This window comes from Campylobacter sp. CFSAN093226, from assembly GCF_012897595.1.
In the GTDB taxonomy this organism is placed as follows: Bacteria; Campylobacterota; Campylobacteria; order Campylobacterales; family Campylobacteraceae; genus Campylobacter_D; species Campylobacter_D jejuni.
This window is the reverse complement of the sequence record NZ_CP040608.1, coordinates 1,577,939-1,591,770: the sequence shown is the minus strand read 5'-3', so window position 1 is coordinate 1,591,770 and position 13,832 is coordinate 1,577,939. Positions and strand designations below refer to the sequence as shown.

The 13,832-nt window shown below is 30.6% G+C and carries 14 protein-coding genes and 1 pseudogene; 6 read left to right on the top strand and 9 right to left on the bottom strand.

The features are described 5' to 3' along the window. Window positions 1–2: 2 nt before the first annotated feature. The 9 genes and pseudogenes from traF to FBF02_RS09175 form a co-directional block, all read right to left on the bottom strand. Entirely contained in the window at window positions 3–515 is a 513-nt protein-coding gene (traF, locus tag FBF02_RS08125) for a conjugal transfer protein TraF (RefSeq protein ID WP_002892058.1), read from the bottom strand. Continuing rightward, window positions 476–964 carry a TlpA disulfide reductase family protein gene (locus tag FBF02_RS08120; RefSeq protein WP_002851267.1) on the bottom strand — a complete coding sequence of 163 codons (489 nt, stop codon included), beginning with the start codon at window positions 962–964 and terminating at the stop codon, window positions 476–478. The genes traF and FBF02_RS08120 overlap by 40 nt, the downstream gene beginning before the upstream one ends. Next, window positions 961–1,614, bottom strand: a complete 654-nt coding sequence (locus FBF02_RS08115; protein ID WP_002860103.1) for an ABC transporter ATP-binding protein — start codon at window positions 1,612–1,614, stop codon at window positions 961–963. The genes FBF02_RS08120 and FBF02_RS08115 overlap by 4 nt, the downstream gene beginning before the upstream one ends. Further along, window positions 1,611–2,729: an FtsX-like permease family protein gene (locus tag FBF02_RS08110; RefSeq protein ID WP_002851556.1), complete on the bottom strand. Its 1,119-nt coding sequence runs from the start codon at window positions 2,727–2,729 to the stop codon at window positions 1,611–1,613. Before FBF02_RS08110 ends, FBF02_RS08115 begins: the two co-directional genes overlap by 4 nt. Next, window positions 2,719–4,011: an ABC transporter permease gene (locus FBF02_RS08105; protein ID WP_072213559.1), complete on the bottom strand. Its 1,293-nt coding sequence runs from the start codon at window positions 4,009–4,011 to the stop codon at window positions 2,719–2,721. The genes FBF02_RS08110 and FBF02_RS08105 overlap by 11 nt, the downstream gene beginning before the upstream one ends. Further along, window positions 3,998–5,401 (bottom strand): Fe-S-containing protein, encoded by a 1,404-nt coding sequence (locus tag FBF02_RS08100; RefSeq protein WP_002857894.1) that lies wholly within the window; start codon window positions 5,399–5,401, stop codon window positions 3,998–4,000. The genes FBF02_RS08105 and FBF02_RS08100 overlap by 14 nt, the downstream gene beginning before the upstream one ends. 82 nt (window positions 5,402–5,483) lie before the next feature. Beyond that, the gene (locus FBF02_RS08095; protein WP_002778842.1) at window positions 5,484–6,023 is read right to left on the bottom strand and encodes an iron transporter; all 540 of its coding nucleotides are present in this window, start codon (window positions 6,021–6,023) and stop codon (window positions 5,484–5,486) included. Next, on the bottom strand, window positions 6,020–8,110 hold the full coding sequence (locus FBF02_RS08090) for an FTR1 family protein (RefSeq protein ID WP_002857880.1): 2,091 nt from the start codon (window positions 8,108–8,110) through the stop codon (window positions 6,020–6,022). The genes FBF02_RS08095 and FBF02_RS08090 overlap by 4 nt, the downstream gene beginning before the upstream one ends. Before the next feature lie 351 nt (window positions 8,111–8,461). Next, window positions 8,462–8,664, bottom strand: a pseudogene (locus tag FBF02_RS09175) (hypothetical protein). A 323-nt stretch (window positions 8,665–8,987) separates the two neighbouring features. Between FBF02_RS09175 and FBF02_RS08080 the strand changes: the two are divergent. From FBF02_RS08080 to map, 6 genes are all read left to right on the top strand, one after another. Further along, complete coding sequence (locus FBF02_RS08080) at window positions 8,988–9,170, top strand: YjfB family protein (protein WP_002787583.1); 183 nt, start codon at window positions 8,988–8,990, stop codon at window positions 9,168–9,170. 142 nt (window positions 9,171–9,312) lie between these two features. Beyond that, the gene (nhaA, locus tag FBF02_RS08075) at window positions 9,313–10,461 is read left to right on the top strand and encodes a Na+/H+ antiporter NhaA (protein WP_002799206.1); all 1,149 of its coding nucleotides are present in this window, start codon (window positions 9,313–9,315) and stop codon (window positions 10,459–10,461) included. Next, the gene (gene nhaA, locus FBF02_RS08070) at window positions 10,458–11,627 is read left to right on the top strand and encodes a Na+/H+ antiporter NhaA (RefSeq protein ID WP_002851220.1); all 1,170 of its coding nucleotides are present in this window, start codon (window positions 10,458–10,460) and stop codon (window positions 11,625–11,627) included. The genes nhaA (FBF02_RS08075) and nhaA (FBF02_RS08070) overlap by 4 nt, the downstream gene beginning before the upstream one ends. 8 nt (window positions 11,628–11,635) lie before the next feature. Then, window positions 11,636–12,094: a C40 family peptidase gene (locus tag FBF02_RS08065; RefSeq protein WP_002851417.1), complete on the top strand. Its 459-nt coding sequence runs from the start codon at window positions 11,636–11,638 to the stop codon at window positions 12,092–12,094. Window position 12,095: 1 nt separating this feature from the next. Beyond that, window positions 12,096–12,848 (top strand): glutamate racemase, encoded by a 753-nt coding sequence (murI, locus tag FBF02_RS08060; protein ID WP_002851499.1) that lies wholly within the window; start codon window positions 12,096–12,098, stop codon window positions 12,846–12,848. A 1-nt stretch (window position 12,849) separates the two neighbouring features. Then, window positions 12,850–13,608, top strand: coding sequence for a type I methionyl aminopeptidase (gene map / locus FBF02_RS08055; protein WP_002858416.1), 759 nt, complete (start codon window positions 12,850–12,852; stop codon window positions 13,606–13,608). Window positions 13,609–13,832: the final 224 nt, after the last annotated feature.

The window sequence follows — 13,832 nt, the reverse complement described above, 5'->3', positions numbered from 1 at the left end:
TTTTAGCTTTTTACTTTTTTGATTTCTTTTTCAAGTATGCTATAAGGAGTTAAGCCTATGAATTTTTCATCCATTTTTCCTTCTTTGAAAAAACTAAGCACAGGTACTCCATATATTTCCCCAATGGCACTTGAAAGGTATTTAGCTGCTCTTTTTTCATAAAACATTGCTAAATTAGATAAACCTTTTTCATCAGCCCAAGCTTTTGCATCGTTTGCATCGTTTGCATCGTTTGCATCGCCTAAAACCACAAAGATATTAAAATCATAATTTTTAGCCAAATTCTGTAAAATAGGAATTTGTTCTTTGCAAACTCCGCAATCTTTTGTGAAAAATACTAAGGCAAAATTTTGTGCTTTATCATTTAGTTTTAGGCTTTTTTCAAAACCATTGTAGGCAAAATTATAGGTTTTATCGCTATTTAAAGCTTTAAAATTTTCTCCACTATCACAAGCTACAAAAAATAAAGCTATGATTAAAGCAAAGAAATAAGCTTGGATTCGAAAAATTCCCATGGTTTTTCTCCTAAAATTCTATCTTTTATCATCCCATCTTTAATGATGATGGTAGTAGGGGTTGCAAACACAGCGTAACGATCATTGGTGATTTTAAGATCGTCTTTTAAAACTTTTACATTTTTAAAGTCAAATTGTTCGGCTAAAACCTTAACCACATTGGCATTATCGATGGAATTTATAGCATAAACACTGATTTTATTGGGGTGATTTTGTATGAATTCATCTAAAGAAGGGAGTTCTTTTAAGCAAGAAGGGCAGCCATTTTGAAAAAAGACTAAGACTTTTAAACTTGTATTATCATCAGCAAGTTTTACAGCTTTTCCTAAAGTATCTTTAGCTGAAATTTCAGCGCTTTTTTCTCCAACTTTTCCAGTATCTTTTGAATTTTCAAAAGAACAAGCATTGAGTAAAAACAAAATGCTTAAGATTAAAAGGCTTTTTTTCATTTTAACACCCCATGTTGTAAGATAAGGGTTCGATCTGCGAATTTGGCTAAATCAGGATTGTGTGTGATTAAAACTATGGTTTTACCTTCATTTTTTAATTTTTGCAAGGTTTGAAGAACGATTTGTTCATTGGCTTCATCTAAATTTCCTGTGGGTTCATCTGCGAGTAAAAGCTCTGGGTTGTTGATTAAAGCTCTTGCTATACAAACTCTTTGTTGTTCTCCGCCACTTAATTGGCTAGGTAAATGAGTGAGTCTATGCGAAAGTCCTACTTTTTCAAGAACCATTTTGGCATCTTCTTCATCTACACTTGAGTGATAATACTGAGAGAGCATAACATTTTCTAAGGCGTTAAGATAGGGGATAAGATGAAATTGTTGAAAGACAAGCCCTATTTTTTCACGACGCAAGGTGATTTTTTGCTCTTCATCCATTTGCTCTAGGTTTTCATTATCCAAGATATACTCTCCAGAGCTTGGAGTATCCATGAGCGATAGTATGTTTAAAAGTGTTGATTTTCCACTTCCTGATGGACCCATGATGGCAAGCCATTCTCCTTCATAGACGCTTAAGTTGATATTGTTTAAGGCTTTAACTTTGCCAAATTCTTTATTTAAATTGTTTATTTTAATAAGTTCTTTTTTCATCATTCACCTTTCAAATTTTCACACACATTGATTTTTAATGCTCTTTTTATAGGAAAAAATGCAGCCAAAAAGGCAAAAATCAAAGAAATGATTAAGGCTATAAAAACAGCTATAAATCTAAAATCAATACTAGAATTAAAAATTAAATAACCAAAGACATTGGCTAAAAATATCCCACAAAAAGCTCCGATTAAACTAGCAAAAAAACTTACTATAAAGCATTCACTAGCAAAAAGTTTAAAAATTTCACTTTTTTTCGCACCCAAGGCTAAACGCAGTGCGATTTCTTTTTTGCGAGAAAATATAATAGAACTTAAAGTTGTATTAACGCTAGTAGTAACTATGATCAATACCACAAGTATGATTAAAAACATTAAAGCTTTGATTTTTCCAAGCACTAAACCTTCACTTAAGGATACTGAAGATATAGGTTTTGCATCGATGAATTCATTGCTGATTGCTTGTGTTTTGGCTTTAACTTCATCAAAATTTCCATAAACTACAGCATTAGCATAGTTAATACCGGCTCTATCGCTTAAATTTTGCACCACGCTTAAAGGGGCTAAAACAATGCTATCAAATTCATCATTGCTTGAAAGTATGCCTTTTATGGTAAGTTTTATGCTTTTTCCGTTGTTTGGATTATAAATTTGAAGTTCATTGCCTGCTTTTAGGCCTAGTTGCTTGGCTAAATTAACTCCTAAAAAGGCTGAATTTTCATCAAAATCATTTAGAGAAAAGCTTCCTTCTTTAACTTCTAAAAAAGGTTTAGTGATTTTTAAAGCCCTAAAATCAGTGCCTAAAACCACCCCGCTTGTACTGCCTAAATTTAAAAAATCATACAAAAAAGGAGTTAAAGCTCTAGCCTTTAAATTTTCTTTTATTTTTTCATACTCAGTATTGGAGATAAAATTTTCATCCTGCTTGGGACTTATCATTACATTTGCTCCATAAGCTTTTAATTCTTTAGAAAGTTTGATGTCGATATCAAAATAAATATTTAAAAAAGCTGAGCAAGTAAGTGCTCCTATAAAAACACTTAAAACTATAATAAAAAGTCTTTGATAAGAAAAGCTAATGCTTTTAAAAAGCTCATTGAGGAAAAACTTATCTACCATAAAGCACTCCTGCAGCTGAAAGTTGTGTGATATTTTTGATAGGAAGTAAGCAACCAAGTAAGGCAATAAGTCCTGCAAAAATAAAGCTTAAAGGTAAAGCTACAAAGGCTATATCAATAAAATATCCAAAAATACTAAGACTGATGATTTGAGAAAGTGCTGTGCCAAAAATAAATCCAAGTAAAGCAGCAAATAAAGCTACGATTAAATTTTCACTAGCAAAGATGAGATAAATTTGAAAAGTATTAGCACCAAGTACTTTTAAAAGTCCTATTTCTTTTTTTCTACGATGAATTTCAGAACTCATTAGACTTGAAATCGCAATACTTGCAACAATAAGACAAATAATGCAAGTAATGCCCATTAAGGATTGGATCTTTTTAACCACCAAGCTTTGAGCATCGCTTATAGCATTTAGAGCTTTTGCATCAGCACCTGGCAAGCCATCGCTAATTTGACTAGCGATTGAGCCTACATAAGCTGAGCAATACCATTTGTCATATTCTAACTGATCTAATTTTTCTTCGCCCATGCGACGTACTTTTTCAGAAAGGGCTGATTCAGGTATGGTAAAAGCTCTTACTTCTGTACTTGAGTAAAGCCCTTGTTTGTTGAGTAAATCTTGAGCTAAATTTAAAGGAGCGATGATTTTATTTGACATTTTAGGATTGGCATGAAGTAAAATGCCTACGATTTTTGCTTCTTTGCTTTGATTGTTTTCTCCTATGAGTTTGATAGTATCTCCTAATTTTAGTTTATTGTTTTTAGCAAAGTCTTCGCCTAGCATGATTTCATTGCTATCATCTTTTGCCCATTCTCCTTGCACTGCTAAATAAGGATAAAGACTTTTTATACCTGTGATAAAATCATCATCATCTTTAATTTTTATGGCTTTTTGAAAATAAGCACCATAAATAAGTGCTTTTTGCTGGGAGTTTTCAATTGTGATTTTACCTTCCAAAAAAGGAGCAAGTGCGGTGATGTTGTTACGCCAATAAATGTCTTTAATCATATATAAATTTTTTTCTTCTAGGTAGTTTTTGTTTTTTAAGGGTTCATAAAGTTCATTACCTATTTCTATACTAAGGCTTGAGCCTTTGGGTAAAACAAGGATATTAGAGCCATAGCTTTTGAGTTGTTTAGTTACTTCATCACCTATACTTAGGGTAATATTTAGCATAGTAGAGAGCAAAAGCGTGGCTAAAAAACAAGTAAGAAAGGCTAAAAATTTTTGAATTTTGTTTTTAAATATAGAGTTAAAAATCATTTTAGCCAACATCATTTCTCCTTTGGATTAAAAATTGGGCTTCGTTTTCTTCTACATATTTTGTAGGATCTTTTTTAAATTCTTCATAGTTGTTTTGATTTGAAAAATAATAAGTAACCCCTTTATAGCTATAAGAAAAAGGAGCTTGGGTGTTTATAACCTTTGTTTTTGATACAGGATCTTGCACTTCAATTTCTTTGATTTGACTAAAATAATTAGATCCTGCTATTACATCTTTAACATCTATGGTGATTTTGTTACCATCGTATTCGTATTTGAGTGGGATAGGATTGCAACCCCCGCTTTTACCTACACTTGGCAAGAAAATACGCACATTGCAAGAAATGCAAATGAGTTGTCCATCTTTTTTGATATAGCCCATATCTCCACAAATCATACAAGCATCAAAAACAGCTACAGGAGAATCCTTATCTTCTCTTTTGTTGATAAGAAAAAACCTTATCACTTTGCCTTCAGCACTGATATAAGCAAAGCGGTGGAGTTTGTTGTCCCTTAAAAGAGCTATATCAAAGATAAATTTGCCATTCTTATCGGGTAAAATTTCTTTAGGCTCATCTATGGTTAAAGGCTTAGAGCTTACCATAAAAAAGTATAAAACAATGCAAAAACTTACAACACAGGAGATAAAAACACTGGAAAAATAGCGATTAATAAGACTTGTTTTAGCTTCGTTTTTGCGATAATTTATATCTAAAATTTGTTTTTTGCTTATATTTTTTTTGCGAATTTTTAAGCTTAAGAATGCTAAAAAAGTGATGAAAATTAAATAAACATAAATTCCAAAAACACCAAAATAATTACTTTTTCCTACAAAACTCACCAAAAAAGCATGAGTTTCTATGATGGAATTTCGCATTAAAGTAAGCAAGATATTGGCTAGAGCTTTATCGCTTTCTATAAGGATAAGCAGTAAAAACAGCATAAAGCTTGTTTTTTGATTAAAATTTTTTTGCCATTTTAAAAAGAAGAAAATCAAAATACAAACAAGCAAGGCTAAAGCAATAAAACCTAAAGAACTTATACCTTCGCTATCGATTAAAGAGCTAGTAAAAATAGGGAAATCTTGACTTAAAAAATAATAATGCAAAGCGGTGCAAAAACTTAAAATTCCCAATAAAATAAAATTTAAAATTTCAATTTTTTTCCAAAAATAAAATATAAAGCTTACTAGCAATAAACCTATAAAAACAAAATCAAAATTAAAGATTAAATTTTCGGTTTTTAAAAATTGTGCTGCGATAAAAAAAGCAAAATATCCAAATAAAAAGCCCAAAAAAACTACGAAAAAACTTTTAAAAATATATTTTTTATTAGGAGTGATAAAGGCCATTAAAATACTTAGCGGTAAAACACTGATAAGAAAATGCACAAAATATATACTCATAATTTACTCTTTAAACATTGTTATTTTAATTTTTCAAATAAAAATAAAAATATTCAAACACTCGGAAAATCCGAGCGTAAAATTATTTTGGCGTGCCTGTGTATTTGAATTTATAATCTACTTTAAAAGGTTCAAACCACTTACCCACACCTGTTTCTTCATCAACATGGCGTCCAAAACCTTGTTTTTCTGGATTTGAGATATAAAAAGTAAGTTCATAATTTCCTACGCCAAAGCCACCTTTTTTATCTTTTTCCATAGCAATATTTGCACCATAGTGAGGACCATCATCAGCCACCATAGGCATCAAAGTTCCACGTTTAATTGCACCTGTGTCGGTATTTTTAAGTTCATAAGCTATAGTTAAATAAGGCATCCAAAAACCTTCTGGAAAACCATTTGGATTGTTTTTAAGTGCGTGAATGTCAGCTTCTAGGTGAATATCTGCTAAAGATGCAGCTAAATCAATACCTCTTGGCTCCATTTCAATAGGTTGTAAATAAACAGCGGCTATTTCCATGCCATTAAGTTCTTTTGGATCGCCGATCGGCACTTCGCCTGCAAATAAATTTGTACTAATAACCGCAGCTGCAGCAACTACTGATAAAACTTTTTTTATCATGATTTTACTCCTTTTTTTGAAATTTGTTTTGTTATTAAAATGCCAATAATTAGCATAATTAAAACTATAAATTGAGGGATTAAAGTTTCATAGTAAGGATAAATTCCAAGCCATAAAATCGGTTCAAAATTCATAGGTATAAGACTAGGAATGATGACTTTTCCTTCTATGAGTTCGGCTATGCCTTTGCCTGTAAAAACAAAAACCATGTAAAAAATAATGTAAGAAGTGATATAGAAAAATTGTTTTACAGGTATGCGAATGGCTCCTGCTTTTAAAAGAAAATATAAAACAATAAGTATTAAAATTCCAAGTCCAAGTCCGCCAAAAACAGCACCAAAATCAGTGCTTGTTTTAGCATCAAAAAGCAAGGCTTGATAAAAAAGCACAGTTTCTGCACCTTCTCTATAAACAGCTAAAAATACGGTAATCCAAAGGGTTTTTGCACTATTGTTTGATATAGCATCTATAGCACCTTGTTTGATAAAGCTTGTCCATTTTTTATTTTGTGCGTTTGAAAGTAGCCAAAAGCCCACATAAAAGAGTAGTAATACGGCTATAAGCATGGTAATACCCTCTATAAGCTCTCTACTTTGTCCTGCATTTTCTTTAAATAGCCAAGAAACTCCAAAAGCGGTAACAAAACTTAAAATTACTCCTGTAAAAAGAGCACTATAGGCGATATTTAAACGATTTTTGTTGCCACTTTGCACAAGATAAGAAACAATGGCTACAACGATAATCAAAGCTTCCAAGCCTTCACGCAAAATAATACCTAAAGCCCATATAAACAGCGAATAAGGAGTAGAATCTTGAATTTTATCCACGCTGCTGGCTATGAGTTGTTCTAAGTCATTAAAAGTAGCTTCAAGCTCTTTTTTATCTGTACTTGCTTTGATAAGAGCTACGCTTTTGGAAAATAAACTTTCTATTTTAAGTTTTAAGCCGCTATCTACAGCACCGATTTTATTTTCCATACCGCTTGCTTCAAAAATATCTAGATAAATTCCTTGTAAATCATCTACTATAGAAGCACTAAACCCATCATAATTTTTTAAAATTTCATCTAAAGCAAGTTTGATATCATTAGAAACTTTGGCATAATCTTTGCCTTTTGTTTCATCATTAAAGCCTGAAATTTGCAAACTTGAAAGTTCTGAATTTGGAATTTGTAAGAAAACATCAAAAATTTGTTCTTCTATGTTATCTAAGCCATCTCTTAAGCCTTTTTCATCTATTTTTGCATCGTTGATTTGGCGTATAAGGGTGCGTATGGCTTGTTGAATTTTTTGATCGTTTCCTGCTTTGGTAAATTTATTTACTAAAATTTCTACTTTGGTATTGCGATAATCACTAAATAAGGCATCATTTAAAAAATCTTTACTAGTTTGGTAGTTTTTTTCTTTAAAAGCATTAGCTGCCTGTGAAAATTTGGTAGAGATATTATCTAGTATAAATTGCAATCTTACGTCCATTGCAGCGGCAGCTTGTAAATCAGTGCTTGCATTATCATCTGTAAGTTTGCTTGTATCATTATTTATAGGTATAGGAGCTTGGGTGGTTAAAGAGCTTTGTGCTAAATCTTTTTTATCTACACCCATCATTTGTGCGATTAAAGCTTCTGCATCAGCTTCGCGTTTGGCATTGGCTTCTAGGCTTGATTTTTCAGCTTTAGCCTTATCATAGTTTATATCGCTTGCTTCTGCTTTTAAACGATATCCATTTTGTAAAATCGGAGCTACTTCATCAAGATCATAATAAAGACTATCAATTAAAGCATTAATTTGTGTCAAAGGAGCTTCATCTTTATACATGCGACGCAAATTTACAAATTTACGCTCCATAGTGATAGCTTTTCTTCCTATGTTTCTTCCTATTGAGCCTTCCATATTTTCAAAATGTTGAAAATACGCATCTTCGCTAAGCTTTTTGGCGCCTAGATTATCGCCCTTTTTATAAGTTTCTATGCTTTGTTTTAGCATATCTTTGATAAGATTTGCTTCATTAATATAATCATCTACCCTAGCAAAAGCTGAGCTTGATAAAAAAATACTTATAATTAAAAATATAATTTTAAAAATTTTCATTATCATTATCCTTGATTTTTGATAAAAATAATATTTATTATCAAAATAAATAATGGCTAGTATAATACTAAAAATCTTAAATAGAACTAAAAAATAAGCTTTTATGTTGATAATATTTTTTTATTAAATTATAAAATGTATTTTAATAAATATTTAAATATATTTTATTTTTGTGATTTAATATGGGTTGTTTTTAAGTATCGCAAGGTCTTCTTCTAAGCTATGGACTTTGGGATATTGTTTTTGTGTTTTTTAATTTTTCCTTTTTTCGATGTTTTAAAAGCTTAATAAAAATCAAAAAATCATTTATTGCGTATTCTTTAAGGAGATATAGCTATAGTATATTTTAGACTAAGCAGATATATCCAAAAGTTTATCTTTTTTATTGGTATTTGTGTTTGTAGAATTGCTATTGTCTTTATTTGCTTCTTCTTTCTCAGCCTTAGCTTCTACTTTTTCTTTTTTTCTTGAAATTTTAAAGTTGAAGTTATGCTAATTCTTTTGCTTTCAAAATTTGTATCTATTATCCCCCTGCAAGGCGTGTTAAGTAACATTAGCAAGCTCCTGATTTCTCATTTAAAATTATAATTTTAGATTATATTAAAAATTGTATAAAACAAGATAAAACTTAAATTTATTGAAATAAATTTTTATCCATTTAATTCGCTTTTAAAAGCATCAATCATTTATATTTTGCTTATTGTTTCATAGTGTAAAAATTTTTAAAATAGGATTTTATCTTAAAAAATTTATGATTTTTAATTTCAGATATTGGTTCCCTTGAAAAATTTTAAAAAGTTTAGTAAAAAATATTAAGTTTTAAAAATATCATCCGAATTTAAATAAAGTCTTAAGACTCAATCTAAAAGGAGGATGTATGGTTTCAGATGTTTCTATGGGTAATGTTAATTTAATGACTGCTGTTAATACTTCAGTTTTGAAAAAATCTATGGACACAAACGAGGCATTGATGAATGAACTCATCGAAGGTATGGAAGGTGTCTCTCAAGCCTCCGCTCCACAAGCTTCTAGCTCTAGTGGTTTGGATATTTACGCTTAAATATCTTAAGAACAAGCTTAAGAACTTTTTGGTATCTTGGGCTTGTTTTTTTAAATAATTATTTCTTTAGTATTTTTTCGTTATAATTTTACCATTTTATTTATCGTATTAAATTTTTACAAATATTTACTTAGGAGCAAGGATGCAAATGATAAAGAAGATGGTTTTAAGTGAAACTTTCCCTGGTATTTTGCTTATATTTTTTACATTTTTAGCTTTATTATGTAAAAATTCTTCTTTAAGTGTTATTTATACAGATTTTTTTCATGCTAATTTTACAGTAGGATTTGATCATTTTCAAATTTCAAAATCGTTGGATTTATGGATAAATGATGGTTTGATAGCTATATTTTTTCTATGTATAGGGCTTGAGTTAAAATATGAAATTTTACGTGGGCAACTTAAAAATATAAGAGCTGTATCTTTACCTATATTTGGAGCTTTAGGGGGTATGATTACTCCGGCTTTAATTTTTATTGCTATTAATTATTCTCATGATTTTGCTATGAAAGGTTGGGCAATACCTACAGCAACTGATATAGCTTTTGCAGTGGGTATTTTAATGCTTTTGGGAAATAAAATTCCTACAAGTTTAAAACTTTTTTTACTCTCTTTAGCTATTTTTGATGATTTGGGTGCTATTGTTATTATTGCTTTGTTTTATACAGATCAGCTTTCAGCTTTAGCAATTATTATTTGTTTGTTTTGTATATTTGCTCTGCTTTTGTTAAATTATTATCACATCACCCATCTTTCTTTGTACGTGTTGGTAGGTGTTGTGTTGTGGATAGCTATGCTTAAAAGTGGAGTGCATGCAACTTTGGCTGGTGTGATCATTTCTTTGTTTATACCTCTTGATACAAAAAATAAAAAACCTTATTTACATGAAGTTCTTAAGGATTTAAATCCTTGGGTAGTTTATTTTATTTTACCTTTATTTGCTTTTGCCAATGCTGGAATTGATATTAGAGATATGCATCTTGGTTCAGTATTTTCTCCTGTAAGTCTTGGGATTATTTTAGGACTATTTTTAGGAAAACAATTAGGTGTTTTCACTTTTTGTTTTATTGCTATCAAACTTAAACTTGCAAAATTACCTGAAAATATTAAATATGGAAAATTTTATGGTATATGTATTTTAACAGGCATCGGTTTTACGATGAGCTTGTTTATTGATGGTTTGGCTTATAAAAATAGTGATATTTTTGAATATGCGGATAAACTTGCTATTTTAGTAGCTAGTTTTTTAAGTGCCATTGTTGGTTTTATTTATCTTAAGATTGTTAAATGAATAATATAGTACATAAATTAAAAACTTTAGTTTTAAATGAGGCTTTTGGCGGCGTTTTACTTATAGTTTGCACTTTGCTTGCTTTGCTTGTGCAAAACGGGTCTTTTAGCGAACATTATCGAGAATTTCTAAATTTAAAAGTCGGATTTAGTGTAGGTGAATTTGAGCTTAACAAGCCTTTTTTACTTTGGATAAATGATGGGCTTATATCTATATTTTTCTTTGCTATAGGGCTTGAGCTTAAGAAGGAATTTTTGCACGGAGATTTTAAAAATCCTAAAAATATTGTTTTGCCTTTTATGGCTGCGTTAGGGGGTATACTTATACCAGCAATGTTGTTTGCTTTGGTGAATATAGGAGATGCTTATACTTTAAAAGGTTGGGCAATACCTACAGCTACAGATACAGCGTTTGCCTTAGCGATTTTAATGATGTGCGGCAAGCACATTCCATCAAGTTTAAAAATTTTCTTACTTTCTTTGGCTATTTTTGATGATGTGGGTGCTATTTTAATTATAGCTATTTTTTATACGACAAAATTATCAATAGCTGCTTTTGTAATTGCAGGACTTGCTATTTTGGTAATGCTTATTTTAAATCTTTTAGGGATAACAAGAAAGTCTTTTTATTTTATTTGCTCAGTTATTCTTTGGATTAGTGTTTTAAAAAGTGGAGTACATGCAACTTTAGCTGGAATTGTAACAGCATTTTTTATACCGATGCAAACTAAAAATGGGGAAGCATTTTTAGAAGAAATTTATGAAAGCTTAAAATTTTGGATTGCTTTTATTATTTTACCTTTATTTGCTTTTGCTAACGCTGGAGTAAATTTATCCAATATCGATATAGGAGCAATTTTTTCAGGTGTAAGTATAGGTATTTTCTTAGGGCTTTTTGTGGGTAAACAAGTGGGTGTATTTTTATTTTCTTATTTGGCAATCCGCTTTAAATTTGCAGCTTTGCCCCAAGGTTCAAATTTGAAACAACTTTATGGGGTTTGCATACTTACAGGAATTGGTTTTACAATGAGTTTGTTTATTGATGGATTGGCGTATGAAGTTAGTGATATTTTTAATTATGCAGATAACTTAGCTATTCTCATAGCCTCATTTTGTTCTGGGATTTGGGGTTTTATTTATCTTAAATTCTTTACTACTCGATCTTAAGGGGATTGATGAGGCATATTTTTTTCATCATCACGATTATATTTTTTATAAGTGGATGTAGTTTTTATCAGAATCTAAACTATCGTCCTAGTTACAACACAAATAAAGAAGCAAGGCTCAAGGTTATTGCAAATGAATGGAAAAAAACCCCTTATGTTTTAGGTGGAACTAGTAAAAAAGGTGCTGATTGTTCAGGATTTACACAGAGCGCATTAGCTCAGCTTAATATACGCATACCTCGCACTACAAAAACTCAATTAGGTTCTGGAAGAAAAGTTTCTAAATCAAAATTGCAAACAGGAGATTTGGTATTTTTTAAGACAGGTAGAGGGCCAAATGGTATGCATGTTGGTATTTATATGAGCAAGGGAAAATTTATACATTTATCTACTAAAGATGGAGTAAAAGAAGTCGAGCTAAATAGTTCTTATTGGAAGGCTCGTTATATAGGAGCAAGAAGGTATTAAAGTGAAAATAGGTGTATTTGATAGCGGAGTAGGAGGGCTTAGTGTTTTAAAATCTCTCTATGAAGCTAGGCTTTTTGATGAAATTATCTATTATGGAGATACCGCAAGAGTTCCTTATGGAGTGAAAGATAAAGATACTATTATAAAGTTCTGTCTTGAAGCATTGGATTTTTTTGAACAATTTCAAATTGATATGCTTATCATTGCATGTAATACTGCTAGTGCTTATGCTTTAGATGCTTTAAGAGCAAAAGCACATTTTCCAGTATATGGCGTAATTGATGCAGGGGTTGAAGCAACGATAAAAGCTTTGCATGATAAAAATAAAGAAATTTTAGTCATTGCGACAAAAGCAACCATTAAATCAGAAGAATATCAAAAGCGTTTGTTATCTCAAGGATATACAAATATAAATGCTTTAGCTACAGGGCTTTTTGTGCCTATGGTTGAAGAAGGTATTTTTGAAGGAGATTTTTTGCAAAGTGCTATGGAATATTATTTTAAAAATATCACAACTCCAGATGCTTTGATACTCGCTTGCACTCATTTCCCTTTACTAGGACGTTCTTTAAGTAAGTATTTTGGTGATAAAACAAAATTAATTCATTCAGGAGATGCTATAGTTGAATTTCTTAAAGAAAGAGAAAATATAGATTTGAAAAATCATAAAGCAAAATTACATTTTTATGCTTCAAGCGATGTTGAATCTTTAAAAAATACTGCTAAAATTTGGCTAAATTTATTAAGGAAATAAAATGATAGAATTGAAAAAACCAGATGAAATAGAAAAATTAAGAATAGCAAATCAAATTGTAGCAAAAACTTTAAATTTTTTAGAGAATGAAATTAAAATAGGAATGAGCTTAAAACAAATCGATAAAATGGCAGAAGATTATATTTTAAGCCTTGGCGCCAAGCCATCATTTAAGGGACTTTATGGTTTTCCAGGTGCCATTTGCACATCTTTAAATCAAGTTTGTATCCATGGAATTCCAGATGATAAAATTATCAAAGAGGGTGATATTTTAGGTCTTGATGTGGGAAGTTTGATTGATGGGTATTATGGGGATGCAGCAAGAACTATTGCTATAGGAGAAGTTTCACCCGCTGATAAAGCTTTAATCTCTTGTGCTAAAGACGCGTTATATCATGCTATAGATATTATTCGTGATGGAATGCGTTTTAAGGAACTTTCAGCTGCTTTAGGCGAATTTATCCATGTAAGAGGTTTTGTCCCGCTTCGTGGATATTGCGGGCATGGTATAGGACGAAAGCCCCATGGAGAGCCTGAAATTTTAAACTATTTAGAAAAAGGTGCGAGTGCAAAAAGTGGCCCTAAAATTAAAAATGGAATGGTGTTTTGCATAGAGCCTATGATATGCCAAAAAGATGGAACACCAAAGCATTATAATGGAAAATGGGATGCTGGAAGTATTGATGGGCTGAATGCGGCTCATTATGAACATTGTGTTGCCGTGATTAATGGGCGTGCTGAAATTCTTTCTATGATATGATATTAAATTATAAAAATAATATTTTTTTCTTAAAATCCTAAAAATTTAAAATTTTTTAATAATATTGTAGTAATATTCTTTAATAAGTTAAGTTACTAAATGATATTTTATAGCAGATTAAGTGTTTTTAGAATAAAATGTCACATCGTATTAAACTAAAACATAAATATGGTTTAGATAATTTAATAAAAATTGTTAAATTATCTAAATATTTATTTTAGTTT